The organism is Nostoc sp. (assembly GCF_036917465.1).
Classification (GTDB): Bacteria; Cyanobacteriota; Cyanobacteriia; order Cyanobacteriales; family Nostocaceae; genus Nostoc.
Genome location: NZ_JBALDL010000030.1, coordinates 78,860 through 95,611, shown reverse-complemented (window position 1 = coordinate 95,611; position 16,752 = coordinate 78,860). Strand labels below are relative to the sequence as shown.

Genomic DNA, 16,752 nt, shown 5'->3' with positions numbered 1-16,752 from the left:
GATAGTGTTAAATTAGGGGGCATCGAACCCCCTAATTTAACCGTGCTTACATCCCCGCCCACGAGGGGACGGGGTTTTACACACGTTCAATAAAATCGAAGGGTAAAGCATCACTTGCGATCGCATCCATTACTGTTTGCAATTCTGGCGATAAAGTTGGTAAACTTAACTGTTCTGGCGCTGTAGAAGTCTCGACTCCATCAATTTGTGGTATTGCTCCCAGCATTGTTAACAGTTCATCTAGTTCCTTGAGAATGAAAGAAGCCCCCTGATTCAGTAACTTTAAGCACCCTTGGGATGGATGATCGTCCAGTCTCCCAGGTAATGCATAGACATCTCTACCAAATTCATTTGCGTAGGTAGCTGTAATTAAAGCACCAGATTTGATCGGCGCTTCCATTACCAGGATAGCGCGGCTTAAACCTGCAATAATTCGGTTGCGACGGGGAAAATGGGTGCGATCGGGTGGGGTTTTTGTGGGGTACTCACTCACAACTAAGCCAGCCGTCAAAATTTGTTTGTATAAATCACGATTTTTATGGGGATAGATAACATCTACGCCAGTTCCCAAAACTGCGATCGTGCGTCCACCTGCTTTCATAGCGGCGATGTGGCTTTCTGTGTCAATTCCCTCTGCCATCCCAGAAACAACTGTAAAGCCATTTTTAGCCAAAGCTGTGCTAATTTGGCGAGTCCAACGGATGCCATATTCTGAGGGTTGGCGTGTACCGACAATGCCAACCATCGGTTTTTGTCCGAGATTTTCTTGAAGTTCGACTTCACCACGATAGTACAAAATCGGCGGTGGACTCGGAGTTTCTAATAGTAAGCGGGGATAATCTGCATCTGCTGGTGTCCAGAAATGGGAATTTTCCTGCTGATGCTTAGTGAATAGTTGTTCTGGATGCAAACGCGATCGCTGTTGTACTACTTTTTCTAATGTTTGCAAACCAAAACCCTCTACTTCTGCTAACTCTACTTTGGTAGCATTCCAAGCAGTTGCCAGCGTGCCAAAATGCTGTTGCAGCCGTCGCAGTAATACCGGGCCAATTCCCGAAATTTGCGCCCAAGCTAGCCAATATGCACCTTCTTCGACCACGTTTCCATCCTCACACCGTACTCTGATTGAGTATTCCCAAATTAGTCCTGGCTGTTGATGTCAAGGATGAGCAAAGGAGCAATATATAAGATTACTATTAGATTTTTGAAAAAATCTAATAGCTTGAGATGGTGGGTTACGCTATCGCTAACACAACGCCAGGTTGCTCAAGTCGGGAAACCCGCCCACGCGACTGGCTCCCCTACGTATCTTTTCAGAAATCAAATATGAGTCCTATATAAGTCGTATAGACATACTTACACGCTGAAGTAGATAAAAGCTGCGCGGATCGCAATGAACCACACTGCGAGGGTGGCGAATAGGTAGAGGTAGAAGCGAAGCATGATGAGATTGAATGTACAATGGACGATGCTATGCAATGCTCGAAATCCAACAAAAACCCATGCGGCATTCACATAGATTGCATCCACCTGCTTGGTGATGAAGAGGTATAGCACAAGCACATAAAAAAGTACCGGAATCTCGAATAGGTTCTTTAGATTATCTGATGGATTGGATACCCCAGGTGGCCATATATGCACGACTGTCCCAGGTGCAGCTAGGTCTTGCGGGCGGATCTTTTGACTTGTAATGAACCCAATCCGGCGGATGTACATATATACCCAGACAAGGACTGTCAAAAAAACTGTTGCGAAGAAGGGGCCAAAGACTGCATCTTGTGTCATTTCTACCTCTTAAACTTGCTGATTTTGCTGATGCTAATATTAGGCTGAGTACTTTAATGCTTCTAGACCTCGATCGGGTACACTTCAGACCACTTAACCTATGACAAGTTCTTTGGAGCTTCTGTTTGAAGCCATCAACCAAGCCGATAGCGAACGTGATATGCGATCGCAAATTGTGCCAAAAATTGGTGAGTATTTTGCAGCAAAACGATGGGGGATTTTTTTCTTCGCTCAACTCCCCTTTGGATATCCAAATCTTCAGAAAATCCTGAAAATTGCCCTCTCAATCGACCATAATCCTGTAGCGCGTTATTTAGTGGAGCGTCATGCTCCTGTCCACGAAGCATTAGTAACATCACCCAAAGCTTGGAAATTAATCTGTCCCCGTGCGGATCATTGGCATGTGATGGCGGGGCCTATTATCAATCGCGGTCAATTAGTGGGTGTAGTAGGCTGTACGCGAGAAAAGTCAATGCCTCCCTTTGATACCGAAAACTTAGTCGATTTAAGTGCCATCTGTTTGCACTTATCTGTTTGGGCGGCGACAGTGAGTTCACGAAATGTTTCCGTTGGCGAATCACATCCAACGGGTATAGATAAGTGGCAACATTCCCCTTCTAAAAACAATCGCTTAACGCTTCGTGAATTAGAGATTGCAAAGTTGGTTGCTTTGGGGCGAACTAATGCAGAAATTGGGAGTGAACTTTGGATTACTGAAAATTCTGTGAAGCAAGCCTTAAAGCGAATGTTCCGTAAGCTTGAGGTTTCATCGCGTGCAGAAATGGTTGCACAACTTTTAGCTCCGAGACATAATTCGCCAGAAAGAAACTTAGTTTCCTTGCAAAGAGACAAAATACCCTAAAGATAAATTCCCAATTCCCCTTGACTTTTGACTCTTGACTCTTGAGTATTAACTATTGACTATCTTCTTATCTATCTTCTGTAATGAAATATTTCTATCGTTTTTTAATATGCCTATCTGGGTGCTTAATATTTTTACTAGTGCATAGTGGACTTGGTTTGTTGCCGAGTTTGGCTGCTGAGAAAGTTACTGTCAGATACGGGTTGTTTGAGCGATCAATCCCGGTGGCAGATATCCGTAGCTATAGCGAGACACAAAAGGCTTCTAGCGATCTAAAATCTTTCTTAGATTACCTCAGCACCGAGGAGAAACAGAAGTTTCAAGAGACGCTTCAGGTAAAAATGTCTCTTGACATTGTGGCTTTAGATAAGCTGATAAATACAGGTGTGGGCAAGCAAATTTTATCTTTTGCATCCACTGCGATCGCCCGTCGCGATCAAGCCAGTATCCAAGCCCTACGATCTGCCATTATCATCGGAGCAAAATCACCAGAAGGTTTAGGAGTAGTTAGCTTTCTCGAAGCATATCCCAGTAATCAACTAGTTGTTGATGTGTCAAAAATTTCTAAGCTAGTCGGACTGGCAAATTCCTCTTCTAGTGCTGCTGATGTACCTCCAAAGGACAATGTAAGTTCTTCACCTTTAGGTAAAATTGCCCTGCAATATCAGATACTAGCCGCCCAAGATAAACAGTTTTCCGGTTGCTTATTTGGTGATTCTGTTTCGGCTGAACTTGGTAATACCCTTGGGAGTGGTACTTTTAATTTTGGGTTAAATGGTCTGAGTACAATTTCATTACAGCACTTACGGCAGCTATGAGGTACATTCTCAAAGCTGAAAGCTATGATAGAAGAGGGGCAAGAGGAAAACTGTATTGCATAATAGCCGGAAGCGCTGTACTGGAACAACTTAAAACTTTAATTCCTACGAAGGTTAAATGTGAAAAAGCGATTATTGCCATAGGTGGAAATGATGCTTGGTATGGAATTAGCGACGAGTTGTTTACCAAAAATCTCCAAGAAGCGATCGCACTGATCAGAACAATGGGGAATAAAGAGATTTTTCTGATTCCAGCTTTTTATTCAACAGTTGCAGCAAGTTTAGATCCAACTGTATCGGCCCCACTTCCTAAAGTTGAAAAAATTAATGTTCTAATTAATCAAGTTGCTGAAAAAGAAAAAGTGCCAGTTGCAGCAGCTGGATTAGCACCATTATATGAAAATAATGTTCTTAAAGAAAATTTAACTAGTGATGGCGATCATCTGAATGCAGAGGGGCTAAAAATTTATCGGCAAGCATTATTACAAATTTTGCAAAAGTAATAGCCCTTCTGGATACTAGGAAAAAGTTGTTTAAATATTTGGTAATGGGTAAAAGCCTGCACTATAATTTTTCCATTTTGCACCCAATCCCCTTTACCTAATCTTCCCTCAGTTGAGGAACTATCCAGTTTTTTGTTTTCAAAATACGTTTAACATCATTGTAATTTATGGGTGCATAATTATGGCAATCTACCCCCACGTCAAAAGATAAAGACATGGAATCGTCAGGTAGTTGACCATGTGAGTGTCCGTAAAGATGACAAGTACCGTAGTGAGAAGCTTGCCAAACTCTCATAGCATAGTGCAACAGAACGATTAATTGTCTGCCTTGATATGCCTCAGAATCTGGCATTGTCAACTCGTAATAATCTTTGATCCACTCAAAACGGTCTTTACAAGCCTCGGCTGCTTTATCGTGATTGCCACGAATCAGATATATTTTACCGTTAAGCCGTTGAAGAATTTTCTGTAATTTCTGAGGAGAACACAGTCCAACATCTCCTACATGATACACTTCATCATCAGCAGAGACTTTGCTGTTCCAGTTCTCAATTAATGCTTTATCCATCTCCTCAACAGAAGAAAACGGTCTTTCTGTGTACTCTAAGATTTTTTTATGCCCGAAATGAGTATCAGCAGTAAACCAAATCATCATTGAACCTATTTTGTTAGGGTATTTTTGAAAAATTCTAAAGGTAACTCCTGGTAGGATAGCTCAACTTTATCCATTTTTCGCTAATAACGCAGCCAAATTATGAACTATGAATTATTACTTTTAGGCTTTCCAATTCCAAACTCGTGCATAAATATAAGCAATGCCTTCATCAAGAATTGTCCGCACACCTTGGCTAGAATCCCACCATTTGTTTGGCTCATAATCTTGGGTTTGAGCAGCGATCGCACCAACTTGGACGTGAGGTGTAAGTAGTTTTTTGAACAAGAACCAACTTCTTCGGGTGTGAACATCCAAAGAAAAAAGATTAATTGATTGTAGTTTTAAATTTGAATTAGATAGCCAGCGATTAAATTCAGCAGCAGATGCATAACTACGATCCTTAATTACCGTAGGTGTTGGAACGGCTACCACCTTCTCTGATTCTAAACCTAGCTTCTTGAAGGTAGCAGCTGAAACTTCTGCAAAGTTCTTATATTCACTAAGAAAATTTCCTTTTTCTATTGAGCCTCCCGTGGTAATTAATAGACGATAAGAGCCAGTTTTAAATTCAATCAGAGCTTGTTGTATGGCATAATCTGGTAGCCATCCTTCAACAACCAATGCTTCTGCTGATTTGATCGGGGAAGTCACGGCGAGAAATGAGTGTACATGAGTAATAGTGAAAAATATTAAATAAGCAATCAAAGCGATCGCAATCGCCCACCCCTGAGCCGTAAGTGTCCACATTTCTTGGCGTTTTATTAGTTTGATTTTTGGAAATTTTTGACACCGACGATTTTTTGCGTGCATTAAACTTTAGCTAAACGTTGTTCTTTCAAGTAAGTAAATACAGATTTATCCCCAATATCAGCAGGAATTTCTTGTACTGTTTTTCGTAGAGCAAACACTAAAAACAACGTTGCCCAAATTCCTAATAAAACACTTTCGCCCTGAGTTGGCAAAATTCCCACCAAATGTCCTAACAATAGTACTGGTACTATTGGCGTTAATACTTTGGTTTCTAAGCGATTGAAACAAACAGCCTCTTTAAAATAAATTCCTGTCAAAGCAACGAAGATAAAACCAACTCCAAATAAGGTCAGAGGCTGATTGTAAACAGTCAAAGCTAAAGGTTCAGTACTAGAGATTGCCAGAATTACTGATGCGATAGTACCGATCGCCCAAAAAACTTGCAACATTCGGTGCAGTGATGCCATGTATATATGAATGGTAAATAAACTTACACCAAGAGCGAGAATAAAACAAGCATATAAAGGTGTAAGTGCAGTTATAATCGGGTTTTTGTACAAAACCAAAGCGCTGCCTATGGCAAAGCTCAGTGCTGCTACCATTAACCCAGCGCGGTAGATAATTACGCTAGTGCGATCGCTCTGAGTAATTGTAAATTCCCCAAACTGACCTTGATAAACTTCTGCTGGAGGTAATGTTTGCGTAGTCATAGTTAAAAATATCGTTACGATTTACTAATAGAGTACAACGGGAAATTCCTGAAGGCTTACTTTTATTATCGATAACCAGATGAACTTGTGTCACAATCACTAAACTCTGAAGCCATTTTTGTAGTACTCGTTGACTTTGCAGACGCAGTAGCTGAGGAATTATCTCTACCATTTGACCACATTTTTTTGGAGAGCGAAAGACATAGAAACTAGCAAAGCAAAGCATAAAATCCAGTTACCATCTCAATCAACCAGACTAATAAGGGGATTTTGCCCCTTGGTAAAGGTAGGCAAACTTTCGCCACCATGTACTAGTAATTAGCAGTGGTTTCTATAGTCCCTAGTTTAGCTGAGGACTTGATTTTAAAATTGGACTTTAGTTCTAGACACTAGATATTGACAAATTTAAAATTTGGTGGAGATAAAAATTTGCTAATCAGATAAGCCTATAGCTAAAAGTAAGATGAGCGATCGCATTTGTTTAAGGAATTGCAAGAGTGGAGATTATTGTTTGGTTTGTCGTTGAGGATGGGCGATCGCTTGAGAAAAGGATCTCCACTTAAGTCGGCAGCGATGCCTGCGGCGGTAAACTACGCAATCAGATAAACTATATAATTTGGATCAAAAATACGCCTTGGCATAGAGGTAGGCGAGATGAGCGATATCCAAAGACAAGCCGCTTTGCGTCCAGGCGCATTTGGGCGATCTACTTTTTCAAATCCGTCCCTTGTCTCACCAACAACTCCAACACTGGCAAATCCAGTGCGCGGTTTTGGCATTGCAAATAACTCTCCGATTACAAACATCCTCTCAGGTATCAACCGACCTACAAGCAGCCCAGTCTAATGGGGAACAATCATTAAAAACACAAGTTATCAAAATAAAAGCCAGTTCATGACATTAGTTCCATAGCGTTGCACCGTCCACAGACAAAACTCACGGTTGGAGAACCAGGAGATCAGTATGAGCAGGAAGCCGATAGGGTAGCTAATCGAGTTATGTCTAATGCCTAATACTGCTGTGCAACCGGAGATCGCACCAGAAGAACAAACTCAAGAAGAGGAAATACAAACCAAACCTTCATTGCAACGCGCTATGAGTGGCAACTTGCAGGCTGGGGAAAATATTTTTGAGCGATCGCAATTCACCCCTAAAATCAAGCTATCATCAGATATTGTGGAATTTCCCCGTGTAACTCAATAGCATCTATGACTGCTTCTCACTCTGAAACTCCATCTACCAAACCCGACGCAAGTACTTTTATTTCTGACCATCAACAGGTCGATCGCAGTAAGCTAAGTCAAATGTACTTGCACTATGTCGAGACGAAGGATAAATATCCTCACGCGGTGTTGCTGTATCGGGTGGGAGATTTCTTTGAATGCTATTTCCAAGATGCTGTCAAACTAGCGCAAGAATTAGAATTAGTCCTCACTAGCAAGCAAGCTGGCGAACAGGGACGAGTGGCCATGTCTGGTGTTCCGCATCATGCTTGGGAACGCTACACTACAATGCTGGTCGAAAAAGGCTATGCAGTGGTAATATGCGACCAAGTAGAAGATGCTTCTGAAGCTGCTGGTAGATTGGTGCGGCGGGAAGTAACGCGCATTCTTACCCCTGGTACTTTGCTAGAAGAGGGAATGCTGAAATCAAGTCGCAATAATTACCTTGCAGCAGTAGTAATTGCCGCAAATCATTGGGGTTTAGCTTATGCAGACATCTCCACAGGGGAATTTCTCACAACTCAAGATAGTGATTTAGAACACTTGACCCAAGAATTAATGCGCTTGCAACCTTCAGAGGTATTAGTTCCGACAAATGCGCCTGATTTGGGTAGCTTGCTACGTCCGGGGGAAACTTCGCCCCATCTACCGGAGTGTTTGCCACCATCATTTTGTTATAGTTTGCGATCGCAAGTTCCATTTTCTCAAGGAGAAGCTAGACCTAGATTATTGCAGAAATTTAAGGTGCGATCGCTCGAAGGACTCGGTTGCGATAATCTTCCCCTCGCTGTCCGTGCGGCTGGCGGTCTTATTGAATATCTGGAAGATACTCAAAAAGAAAACCAAGTTCCCCTGCAAAGACTCCGCACCTATACTGTCACTGACTATTTAATTGTTGATAGTCAAACCCGCCGTAATCTGGAAATTACTCAAACCGTCCGAGATGGAACTTTTCACGGTTCCCTACTCTGGTCATTAGATAGAACTAGTACAGCAATGGGTGGGCGGGCTTTGCGGCGGTGGTTATTGCAACCATTACTCGATATTAAAGGTATTGGGGCACGTCTCGATACCATCCAAGAATTGATGGAAAATACACCTCTGCGTCAAGATTTGCGGCAGTTGTTACGCCAAATTTATGATTTAGAACGTCTCACCGGAAGGGCGGGTTCTGGTACAGCTAATGCTAGAGATTTAGTAGCTTTGGCAGATTCCCTCTCACGTTTACCAGAATTATCTCACTTGGTAACTGAAGCGCGTTCTCCATTTCTCAAAGCTTTACAAAAAGTCCCAAGTGTGTTGGAAGAATTGGCACAAAAGTTACACGCCCATCTTGTGGAGTCGCCACCCATATTAATTAAAGAAGGCGGATTGATTCGCCCTAGTGTAAATCCCCTGTTGGATGAGAGAAAAGCAACTGTAGAAGCAGACCAGCAATGGATTGCCAACTTAGAAGTTGATGAGAGGGCTAAGACGGGAATTTCGACACTGAAGGTAGGATTTAACAAAACCTTTGGTTATTACATCAGCATTTCCCGCACCAAAGCTGACCAAGTACCGGCTAATTACATTCGCAAGCAAACTCTGACCAATGAGGAACGTTACATCACCCCAGATTTGAAGGAACGAGAAGCCCGAATTCTCACAGCACGGGATGATTTAAATCAGTTGGAGTATGAGATTTTTACAGCGTTGCGAGAAGAAGTCGCGCAAGAGGCGGAAGTAATTCGTAATTTATCTCGTGCAGTGGCGGCGGCAGATGTATTGTGTGGTTTAGCTGAGTTGGCAGTGCATCAAGGTTATTGTCGTCCAGAAATGTTGCCAGGAAGGGAGATAAATATTGTTGATGGTCGTCATCCGGTGGTGGAACAGTCTTTACCTGCGGGTTTCTTTGTGCCGAATTCGACGCAATTGGGTCAAGAGTCATTAGTCATTAGTCATTTATCATTACCAGATGACCAAGAACAAATGACAAATGACAATCCCGATTTGATTATTCTTACCGGGCCAAACGCTAGTGGCAAAAGTTGTTATTTGCGTCAGGTGGGATTGATTCAGTTAATGGCGCAGATTGGTAGTTTTGTACCAGCTAGGTTTGCTAGATTGGGAATATGCGATCGCATTTTCACCCGTGTAGGGGCAGTAGACGATCTTGCAACTGGTCAATCTACCTTCATGGTGGAAATGAATGAAACGGCGAATATTCTCAACCATGCCACATCTAGGTCGCTAGTTTTATTAGATGAAATTGGTCGAGGAACGGCAACATTTGATGGTCTTTCCATAGCTTGGGCGGTAGCAGAATATATCGCAGTGGATATTCGGGCGCGAACAATTTTTGCTACTCACTACCATGAATTGAATGAGCTAGCTAGCATTGTACCGAATGTGGCTAATTATCAAGTGACGGTAAAAGAATTGCCCGATCAAATTATCTTTTTGCACCAAGTCCAACCGGGAGGCGCTGATAAGTCTTACGGTATTGAAGCCGGAAGATTAGCAGGTTTACCAGCAGTTGTGATTCAACGAGCTAAACAAGTTATGGGGCAAATTGAGAAACATAGTAAGATTGCGATGGGACTGCAAAATTTGGATTAAATGTACATTAACTAATTATTTGTCACTGTTAACAGATTAATGTCATTTTCAACAAATTTTTTGTCTTCAAATTGTGTTGGCTAACTATTAATAAAATAATCTCATTAGACTTTTCAGCGTGATGTGTTATGTGATGTATAAAACTTGGCACACGATAACACATGTCCTTATATTTAGTTTATAGTATATTTGTACTATGCAAGTTAGATGATGAGGTTCAAACAAGGTATGCAGTTCAAGGAAAATGTCGAAACCCTTTACAGAATCAGGTTTACACTAACTTTCAAGATAATCTGACAATCTTTACAAATAGATTAAAACTCTTATCACATTAAGATTTAAAATTAAAATATCAGCGATTCACCCCAAGACTGAATTTACCCGTAGTATAATGCAGAATCCGCTACATTCAACTTGGGGGGAGCTTTGCGTTTTTACTTCAAGAAAAAGAAACTCGAAGCACTTTACACAGAAGAAAAAGATGCTCATAAATACCCCGGTGTGGTTGATGACTTTTTTGAAGTCATGGCGATTATTGATGCTGCTGTAGACGAGCGAGAGTTATATGCTCTAAAAGGGTTGAGATTTGAGAAACTCAAAGGTAAACGAGGAAAACAAGGACAACGTTCTTTACGTTTAAATGACCAGTGGCGTTTAATCGTGACAGTGGATGAGGATGAACAGGGACATTACCTCACAATAATCGATATCGAAGATTACCACTAACCGGAGCAGCAGGGGAGACAGCAATATGAGCCAGAAGCTAACACCAGCAAGAGTACCAACACCAGGAAAAATTTTAAGTAGAGAACTAGAAGCGCGTGGCTGGACACAGAAAGATTTAGCCGAAATTATGGGTCGTCCAGTTCAAACCATTAACGAAATTATCCGGGGAAGTAAGCAAATTACCCCAGAAACAGCTATCGAACTCTCCCAAGCTTTGGGAACTTCCCCTGAGTTCTGGACAAACCTAGAAGCAAAATATCGTCTTCATTTAGCCGGAAAAGAAAAAAAGGAGCAAGATATAACTCGTAAAAGTCGATTGTATACAATAGCTCCTATCTCCGAACTAATCAAAAATAGATGGATTCAAGCAACAGATTCTATCGATGAATTAGAACAACAAGTCTGTAATTATCTTGGAATTTCGTCCTTAAATGAAACACCACAGTTAGCAGTTAACTTTCGTTGCTCCGAGCATAGAGAACCAGAAAAAACATCTCGAATAGCTTGGGTAAAACGATTTGAGTATCTAGCCAAGCAACAAACAGTTGCTAATTTTGACCGCAAACAACTAGAAACTGCTATACCTGAAATTCTTGCTTGTGCTGAACAAGTAGAAAGTATTGTGCGAATTCCTGAATTACTAGCAGATTTAGGTGTACATTTTGTAATCGTGCCTCATCTCAAAAAAACCTATCTCGATGGCGCAGCCCATTACTTGAACGATAAACCAATTATTGCCTTGACATTGAGATATGACCGCATTGACTCATTTTGGTTTACTCTTATGCACGAGTTAGCACATATTGTATTAGGGCATGAAGGAATTTATTTAGATAACTTAGATGCTTTAGAAAACAATAATGATGAGAAGGAAGCTAATCAAAAAGCTGCTAACTGGTTGATAGAACCTCAAGCCTTTCAGGTTTTTGTTTCCGGAGTCAGAAAATACTTCTCTCGTCAAGCAATTGAAGAATTTGCTTACACTCATAGTAGGCATCCAGGTATTATTCTTGGTCGGTTACAGTATGACAAGTTAGTCGATCATAAAAACTTGAGATCATTACTGGTGAAAGTGAGCCCTCTATTGGAAAATTTGATTGATCACTAGGTTGACCTAGAAGGTTAACATAATCATGTTTGAATATAAGCAAGGCAACCTATTAGAAGAGAAAACCGAAGCCCTAGTTAACACAGTTAATTGTGTTGGTGTCATGGGTAAAGGAATTGCCTTGCAATTCAAGCAGGCTTATCCTGAAAATTTTCGTCAATATAAACAGGCCTGTCGCGCTGGTAAAGTAAAGCCAGGACAGATGTTTACTGTAGCAACAGGTGGCTTACTCAACCCCAAATATATCATCAATTTCCCTACAAAACGCCATTGGAGGAATAATTCAAAGATAGAAGATATTCAAAGTGGGCTGGTGGCTTTAGTGCAACAAGTACAGCAATTAGCTATTACATCAATTGCAATGCCAGCATTAGGATGTGGTAATGGTGGCTTGAATTGGCTGACGTTAAGCCACTGATAGAATCAGCTTTCGCTCAACTACCAGATGTACAGGTAATTATTTTTGAGCCTTTACCCCAAACTAGCACAAGATAGTGAGCAAGCGATCGCCCTGGTACATGAATGGAGCGATTGTAAGCGTAAGCTATTTAAGCCTGAACATATTCGCAAAGCTTGGCAGCGTTTACATGAGCAAAATTGGCTCAACATTAAAGAGCAAACAACTTTCTGAATATTATCTCAATAAAGTTACCAATAAAATTCCATGATATAGTTTGGCTTGCCCCTGTATGCTGTATGGCTTTACTATCATTCATTTGACTTAAAGAACAATTAGGTTTCTCACATAAACACCTTTTTCGTTTATGAAGTCTGTAATATTCTTGCTCAAGAGTAATTAATCCTGCATTTTTAAAATCTGATTTCTTCAGACGAAGTTGATACTTTGTATAGGCTCAGAGTTGAATTTAATGACTGCTTCCAAGATTTCCTCAACACTCTCGATACAATACTGCCGCGTTCAGAAGCACGTCAACCCTATAATTCTGTTCGAGATGCCAAACAACTTGGCTTTATTAAAAAAGCTGTTGCTGACCTCTACAGAGATGAAAAACTGAACATCATTAGTGCCAAAGAGAAAGTTAGGGCATTAATAGACCAATATATTGAATCCCAAGGTATTGACCCAAAAGTACCACCAGTTGATATCATGTCACTGGATTTTAAAACCCATGTCCAGCGTCATCGCTCGATTAAAGCACAAGCCGCAGAAATAGAATTCGCTGCTCGTCAGCATATCAGCGTAAGTTATGAAGAAGACCCAATTTACTACAAAAATTTAAGTGAAAAACTAACAGAGATTCTGGAATCCTTAGCTGATAACTGGGAAGAAAAAGTTGCGGAATTGCGGAAGTATATCGAACAAATCCAAGCTGGTCGTACTACAGATGAGACTGGATTAGATCCCAAAACTCAAATGCCATTTCTCAACATTTTAGGTGAATATTCACAAAAACAATTTCCTGAACTTGCTCAAACAACTGTGGAAATTGTAGAACATATCCGGCAAGAAGTACGACGGGTGAATTGGGGTAGCCAAATAGTCCAAGAGGATTTGAGAAGGTGGATAGCAGGTTACTTGGATGAGCGCGATTTAGTTAGTTACGACCAACTAGAAGAAGTTGCGGATAAATTAGTCCAACTAGCTAGGAGAAATCGTGATAGTTTAATGGCAGGAAAACTATCACCTTTGGCGACCTGAGCTTTGAAATTCGCCACAGTTCTAAACGCCGTACCGTAGGTATTACCGTTGAACGTGACGGTCAATTAGTCTTAGCTTCTCCCCCAGAAGTGCCAATAGAAACATTAGAAAGAATTGTCAGCGATAAACGCTACTGGATTTACAGCAAACTTTTAAAAAAAGAGTCATTAAATCCAACCGTCAGCGTTAAAGAATACGTATCAGGTGAAGGTTTTTATTATTTAGGACGCAGCTACCGCCTCAAAATAGTGGAGCTTGAACAACAGCCATCTCTAAGACTATATCAAAGCCGCTTTGAGTTACAGCGCCCAGCACAAGCTCAAGGACGAGAACACTTTATTCAGTGGTATCGGGAACATCTTCAACCAATTGTAGAACAACAAATTGCCACACTGATTAAACGAGTTACTATTTCACCTCGTTCAGTGCAAGTACGTGAGTTAGGGAATCGTTGGGGTTCTTGCGGACACAAAGGGGACTTATATTTTCACTGGCGAGTAGCAATGCTACCACGAGCAATGATTGAGTATTTGGCAGTTCATGAACTGGTGCATTTAATTGAACCGCATCACAGCAATGCATTTTGGTATAGGGTGGAGCGTATTGTGCCAGATTATCTTGAGCGGAAGCAGTGGTTAGCTGAGAATGGGGCAATTTATAACCTTTAGAAATATGTGAAATGATAGGAGCGATCGTATTTAGACGAAGTTGAAAAAATGTGTCAAACTTCTACAGATTTTTGATAATTTCTCATCTCTGTAAATCTCATAAAACACCTCTGGCAATGTCCATCTATCCACAAAGCTGGAATTTTAAACCTTGCACCGCAGTTAGGACATTCCGAAAGTAAATGTAACTTGTGGCTCGCGCATCCCTTAGTCGCCTTAAACTGCCATTCAATCCTGTCACATGGTGACTCAGCATAACAAGCAGCACATAAACGAATAGGCTCCATTTTTATTCCCACACCAGCAGAGGGCAACATCTGCGCTAACCTGTCAGCATCAACTCCTACCACAGTAGCTCCTGATGACTCTGGCTCAACAGGTATAAGTTGTTTAGCTTTTTTGACCTCAGCCTGTTCTACTTTCTGACGCTCTTTTTTAGTTTTCTTTTGAGTTTGGAATGTTTCGCGTTCTCTAACTTCAGCCAAAATTGAGCGATTGCTTACAGCCTTACCCGCTTCTCTCACCTTACGACTGATAGCTTTTGCCTCATCTAGAGATAGTTCCTCTGTCTCCAAATCTTGAGCATACGCGCGGGCAAGAAACACCTCTTTATCCCCTTCTGTGCGGTAAACTAAAATCGTTGTGATATCTCTGGGGTCATATCGCAACACAACACTTTCCCCTGCGTAACCTGCTAAGAGTTCACCTCGATATATCAAGTTTTCAAATTGCAGATATCCCCCGCGTTGAATTTGTCGCCGTGTTTGCTTCATTAGGCAAATATCCAAATCCCTCTCGGAAAGTAAATCAGGGGAAGCAATTAAACCAGATTCCCAGCGTTGAAATCTTGTCTGATCGCCCATAGGAGCGTCAAGTCGCTGGTTATAGTTATCAACGATGTAACGCACCAAATTTTGCTCTAACTGCCGCAGTGTCAAGCAAGCTTCTTTCTCGGCTTCCTTTGGTCGCTCTTGAACGTTTGAACCTGTGTATCCTTGTAAAGTTGAGAATAATTCTGTGTTTAGAGTTTTAAAGGGACGTTCGACACTACCACCTTCAGATGGGCGAAGCTCCTTCGGAGCCGCTTCGCTAACGCGCAAATGACAAACAAACCCTAACTGCACTCCTATTTGCTGTAAATGGTTGGAACGAAAATCCTGACCCCCATATGTATAAAAGTGTTGCGGCAAACCAGAAGTACCCCATTCTTCGTAAAGTCCATATTCTGAACCATATTGCTTGGACAAAATTGCATGACGTAGCGCCAAAGCTACAACCTGAGAACTTGGTGCATCGTAGCCCAAGTTAATTCCCATAATGCAGCGCGAATAACTATCAATAACTGTTGTTAACCAAGGACGACTAAGAATTTTGCCATGCTGGTCTACTAATAAAACATCAACACGGGTATGGTCGCATTGCCAAACTTGGTTACTATGTTCTATCTGTAAATCTTTTCCGTCGCGGGTTTTAACTGATAAGCGCGAACCACGCCAACCCGGACTGCGAATACTTTTAGCTTGCTCAATTTTATCTATTAACGGTTGTAAAATCCGGTAAACCGTCATGTGGGAAGGAGGCTTAACTCCCAGTTCATCAGCCTCTGCCTTAGCTTTATATAAATACCTGTTGGCGAGTCATCCTTTTACTTCCCTCATTACCCTCCTTATAGGTTTTCAAAATAAACTCTTGCCACTTTATCATCAACTCGGTGCTTCCCTTTATCCAGCCGTTGATTTTGCGCTAGTCCAGCCAAACCCTCCTGTTCCCATTTCTCTACTAGCCGTCGCACTGTACGTACGACTTACCAAGCTTTTCTGCCGCTTCCTTGAGCTTTTGAGTATATGTAGTGCGATCGGTGATTTTGTGGAAGAAATGCGCCTAAGTACAGATGAGAGGCATACACTTAGCTTTGTTTGCCAAGGAAAAGCCGTTCCAGGCTGGGTGGATGAAAGGTTATTGCGTTCTATTCTCTCTAATTTGCTGCTGAATGCAATTAAATATTCTCCTCAAGGCGGGAATGTTCATCTAGGACTAGAGTTTAAAGCAGATACGGTGATTCTCTAGGTTCACGATCAAGGTATTGGGATTCCGCTAGCAGATCAAAAGCAACTGTTTGAACCCTTTCATCGTGGCAACAATGTTAGAAGCATTCCTGGTACAGGATTAGGATTAGTAGTAGTGAAAAAATGTGTGGATTTACACCAAGGTTGTATTAATATCACCACTGAAGTAGGAATATGGTACAACTTGCGCGATCGCTCTCCCATTATTATTTAAGTAGGACTTACACAATAAGTCTCTGATCTTAATGCAAGGGGATGCATTGGCATTGTTATCCGACGCATTAGCATTGCTACTCGACGCATTGGCATTGTCACTCGATGCATTGGCATTGTCACTCGATGCATTGGCATTGTTATCCGACGCATTGGCATTGTTACCCGATGCATTGGCATTGTCACTCGATGCATTGGCATTGTTACCCGATGCATTGGCATTGTCACTCGACGCATTGCCATTGCACGGTATTACCAAATTTAATTCGCTATCAATTAATCAAATGCTGTACTCAGTAGTATTGTTCGAGATTCCTCAAAGCAGCTTTTGGTAAAGAATTGTAATGCAAAATCCAAAATTCAAACACCAAAATTAGGATGAGTCCCTGACTACGGTAGTCTAGATC

Annotated in this window: 21 protein-coding genes and 1 pseudogene; 15 read left to right on the top strand and 7 right to left on the bottom strand. The window is 41.4% G+C overall.

From position 1 onward, the window contains the following. Nucleotides 1-76 precede the first annotated feature (76 nt). A complete protein-coding gene (gene dprA, locus V7K38_RS06435; RefSeq protein WP_334856343.1) occupies nt 77-1,099 on the bottom strand; it encodes a DNA-processing protein DprA in 1,023 nt (340 codons plus the stop codon). Between the two features lie 257 nt (nt 1,100-1,356). Beyond that, nucleotides 1,357-1,785 (bottom strand): MAPEG family protein, encoded by a 429-nt coding sequence (locus tag V7K38_RS06430; RefSeq protein ID WP_334856342.1) that lies wholly within the window; start codon nt 1,783-1,785, stop codon nt 1,357-1,359. Between the two features lie 100 nt (nt 1,786-1,885). Between V7K38_RS06430 and V7K38_RS06425 the strand changes: the two genes are divergently transcribed. From V7K38_RS06425 to V7K38_RS06415, 3 genes are all read left to right on the top strand, one after another. Continuing rightward, entirely contained in the window at nt 1,886-2,647 is a 762-nt protein-coding gene (locus tag V7K38_RS06425; protein ID WP_334856341.1) for a LuxR C-terminal-related transcriptional regulator, read from the top strand. A gap of 140 nt (nt 2,648-2,787) precedes the next feature. Then, nucleotides 2,788-3,465, top strand: coding sequence for an alpha/beta hydrolase (locus V7K38_RS06420; protein WP_334856340.1), 678 nt, complete (start codon nt 2,788-2,790; stop codon nt 3,463-3,465). Continuing rightward, nucleotides 3,462-3,968: an SGNH/GDSL hydrolase family protein gene (locus tag V7K38_RS06415; protein ID WP_334856339.1), complete on the top strand. Its 507-nt coding sequence runs from the start codon at nt 3,462-3,464 to the stop codon at nt 3,966-3,968. The genes V7K38_RS06420 and V7K38_RS06415 overlap by 4 nt, the downstream gene beginning before the upstream one ends. Before the next feature lie 97 nt (nt 3,969-4,065). Here V7K38_RS06415 and V7K38_RS06410 read toward each other — a convergent pair whose 3' ends face one another. The 3 genes from V7K38_RS06410 to V7K38_RS06400 form a co-directional block, all read right to left on the bottom strand. Then, entirely contained in the window at nt 4,066-4,623 is a 558-nt protein-coding gene (locus tag V7K38_RS06410; RefSeq protein WP_334856338.1) for a metallophosphoesterase family protein, read from the bottom strand. Nucleotides 4,624-4,743: 120 nt separating this feature from the next. Then, complete coding sequence (locus V7K38_RS06405; RefSeq protein ID WP_334856337.1) at nt 4,744-5,433, bottom strand: YdcF family protein; 690 nt, start codon at nt 5,431-5,433, stop codon at nt 4,744-4,746. After that, nucleotides 5,433-6,083: a DUF2301 domain-containing membrane protein gene (locus V7K38_RS06400; RefSeq protein WP_334856336.1), complete on the bottom strand. Its 651-nt coding sequence runs from the start codon at nt 6,081-6,083 to the stop codon at nt 5,433-5,435. Before V7K38_RS06400 ends, V7K38_RS06405 begins: the two co-directional genes overlap by 1 nt. Nucleotides 6,084-6,170: 87 nt before the next feature. Here V7K38_RS06400 and V7K38_RS06395 point away from each other — a divergent pair, with 87 nt between their 5' ends. After that, complete coding sequence (locus V7K38_RS06395; RefSeq protein WP_334856335.1) at nt 6,171-6,296, top strand: hypothetical protein; 126 nt, start codon at nt 6,171-6,173, stop codon at nt 6,294-6,296. Nucleotides 6,297-6,673: 377 nt separating this feature from the next. Here V7K38_RS06395 and V7K38_RS06390 read toward each other — a convergent pair whose 3' ends face one another. Further along, on the bottom strand, nt 6,674-6,862 hold the full coding sequence (locus V7K38_RS06390) for a hypothetical protein (RefSeq protein ID WP_334856333.1): 189 nt from the start codon (nt 6,860-6,862) through the stop codon (nt 6,674-6,676). A gap of 226 nt (nt 6,863-7,088) precedes the next feature. Here V7K38_RS06390 and V7K38_RS06385 point away from each other — a divergent pair, with 226 nt between their 5' ends. The 8 genes from V7K38_RS06385 (at nt 7,089) to V7K38_RS06350 (ending at nt 14,066) form a co-directional block, all read left to right on the top strand. Next, nucleotides 7,089-7,286: a hypothetical protein gene (locus V7K38_RS06385; protein ID WP_334856332.1), complete on the top strand. Its 198-nt coding sequence runs from the start codon at nt 7,089-7,091 to the stop codon at nt 7,284-7,286. A gap of 5 nt (nt 7,287-7,291) precedes the next feature. Further along, nucleotides 7,292-9,904: a DNA mismatch repair protein MutS gene (gene mutS, locus V7K38_RS06380; RefSeq protein ID WP_334856331.1), complete on the top strand. Its 2,613-nt coding sequence runs from the start codon at nt 7,292-7,294 to the stop codon at nt 9,902-9,904. Between the two features lie 426 nt (nt 9,905-10,330). Next, nucleotides 10,331-10,630, top strand: coding sequence for a type II toxin-antitoxin system RelE/ParE family toxin (locus V7K38_RS06375; protein WP_334856330.1), 300 nt, complete (start codon nt 10,331-10,333; stop codon nt 10,628-10,630). A 25-nt stretch (nt 10,631-10,655) separates the two neighbouring features. Further along, the gene (locus V7K38_RS06370; RefSeq protein ID WP_334856329.1) at nt 10,656-11,738 is read left to right on the top strand and encodes a HigA family addiction module antitoxin; all 1,083 of its coding nucleotides are present in this window, start codon (nt 10,656-10,658) and stop codon (nt 11,736-11,738) included. A 25-nt stretch (nt 11,739-11,763) separates the two neighbouring features. Beyond that, nucleotides 11,764-12,156, top strand: coding sequence for a macro domain-containing protein (locus tag V7K38_RS06365; RefSeq protein ID WP_334856328.1), 393 nt, complete (start codon nt 11,764-11,766; stop codon nt 12,154-12,156). Between the two features lie 45 nt (nt 12,157-12,201). After that, nucleotides 12,202-12,369: a hypothetical protein gene (locus tag V7K38_RS06360; RefSeq protein ID WP_334856327.1), complete on the top strand. Its 168-nt coding sequence runs from the start codon at nt 12,202-12,204 to the stop codon at nt 12,367-12,369. A gap of 213 nt (nt 12,370-12,582) precedes the next feature. Then, entirely contained in the window at nt 12,583-13,398 is an 816-nt protein-coding gene (locus tag V7K38_RS06355; RefSeq protein ID WP_334856324.1) for a hypothetical protein, read from the top strand. Then, complete coding sequence (locus V7K38_RS06350) at nt 13,380-14,066, top strand: M48 family metallopeptidase (RefSeq protein ID WP_334856349.1); 687 nt, start codon at nt 13,380-13,382, stop codon at nt 14,064-14,066. The genes V7K38_RS06355 and V7K38_RS06350 overlap by 19 nt, the downstream gene beginning before the upstream one ends. A gap of 53 nt (nt 14,067-14,119) precedes the next feature. On the opposite strand, the gene V7K38_RS06345 is transcribed toward V7K38_RS06350, so the two are convergent. Then, complete coding sequence (locus V7K38_RS06345) at nt 14,120-15,634, bottom strand: Mu transposase C-terminal domain-containing protein (RefSeq protein ID WP_334856322.1); 1,515 nt, start codon at nt 15,632-15,634, stop codon at nt 14,120-14,122. Between V7K38_RS06345 and V7K38_RS06340 the strand changes: the two genes are divergently transcribed. The 3 genes and pseudogenes from V7K38_RS06340 to V7K38_RS06330 all read left to right on the top strand — a co-directional run bounded on the left by V7K38_RS06340 (nt 15,633) and on the right by V7K38_RS06330 (nt 16,680). Then, nucleotides 15,633-16,133 carry a hypothetical protein gene (locus V7K38_RS06340; protein WP_334856320.1) on the top strand — a complete coding sequence of 167 codons (501 nt, stop codon included), beginning with the start codon at nt 15,633-15,635 and terminating at the stop codon, nt 16,131-16,133. The genes V7K38_RS06345 and V7K38_RS06340 overlap by 2 nt on opposite strands. Nucleotides 16,134-16,148: 15 nt before the next feature. Further along, nucleotides 16,149-16,241, top strand: a pseudogene (locus tag V7K38_RS06335) (hypothetical protein); the annotation flags it as partial. Nucleotides 16,242-16,377: 136 nt separating this feature from the next. Then, nucleotides 16,378-16,680, top strand: a complete 303-nt coding sequence (locus tag V7K38_RS06330) for a hypothetical protein (RefSeq protein WP_334856318.1) — start codon at nt 16,378-16,380, stop codon at nt 16,678-16,680. The last annotated feature ends 72 nt before the right edge of the window (nt 16,681-16,752 follow it).

What these genes read in the sequence shown, in the direction of transcription:
- V7K38_RS06430 (WP_334856342.1), bottom strand. Translation starts at nt 1,785, where the DNA reads ATGACACAAGATGCAGTCTTTGGCCCCTTCTTCGCAACAGTTTTTTTG.
- V7K38_RS06425 (WP_334856341.1), top strand. Translation starts at nt 1,886, where the DNA reads ATGACAAGTTCTTTGGAGCTTCTGTTTGAAGCCATCAACCAAGCCGAT.
- V7K38_RS06415 (WP_334856339.1), top strand. Translation starts at nt 3,462, where the DNA reads ATGAGGTACATTCTCAAAGCTGAAAGCTATGATAGAAGAGGGGCAAGA.
- V7K38_RS06410 (WP_334856338.1), bottom strand. Translation starts at nt 4,623, where the DNA reads ATGATGATTTGGTTTACTGCTGATACTCATTTCGGGCATAAAAAAATC.
- V7K38_RS06405 (WP_334856337.1), bottom strand. Translation starts at nt 5,433, where the DNA reads ATGCACGCAAAAAATCGTCGGTGTCAAAAATTTCCAAAAATCAAACTA.
- V7K38_RS06400 (WP_334856336.1), bottom strand. Translation starts at nt 6,083, where the DNA reads ATGACTACGCAAACATTACCTCCAGCAGAAGTTTATCAAGGTCAGTTT.
- V7K38_RS06390 (WP_334856333.1), bottom strand. Translation starts at nt 6,862, where the DNA reads ATGCCAAAACCGCGCACTGGATTTGCCAGTGTTGGAGTTGTTGGTGAG.
- V7K38_RS06385 (WP_334856332.1), top strand. Translation starts at nt 7,089, where the DNA reads ATGCCTAATACTGCTGTGCAACCGGAGATCGCACCAGAAGAACAAACT.
- mutS (WP_334856331.1), top strand. Translation starts at nt 7,292, where the DNA reads ATGACTGCTTCTCACTCTGAAACTCCATCTACCAAACCCGACGCAAGT.
- V7K38_RS06370 (WP_334856329.1), top strand. Translation starts at nt 10,656, where the DNA reads ATGAGCCAGAAGCTAACACCAGCAAGAGTACCAACACCAGGAAAAATT.
- V7K38_RS06365 (WP_334856328.1), top strand. Translation starts at nt 11,764, where the DNA reads ATGTTTGAATATAAGCAAGGCAACCTATTAGAAGAGAAAACCGAAGCC.
- V7K38_RS06340 (WP_334856320.1), top strand. Translation starts at nt 15,633, where the DNA reads ATGTGGGAAGGAGGCTTAACTCCCAGTTCATCAGCCTCTGCCTTAGCT.
- V7K38_RS06345 (WP_334856322.1), bottom strand. Translation starts at nt 15,634, where the DNA reads ATGACGGTTTACCGGATTTTACAACCGTTAATAGATAAAATTGAGCAA.
- V7K38_RS06330 (WP_334856318.1), top strand. Translation starts at nt 16,378, where the DNA reads ATGCAAGGGGATGCATTGGCATTGTTATCCGACGCATTAGCATTGCTA.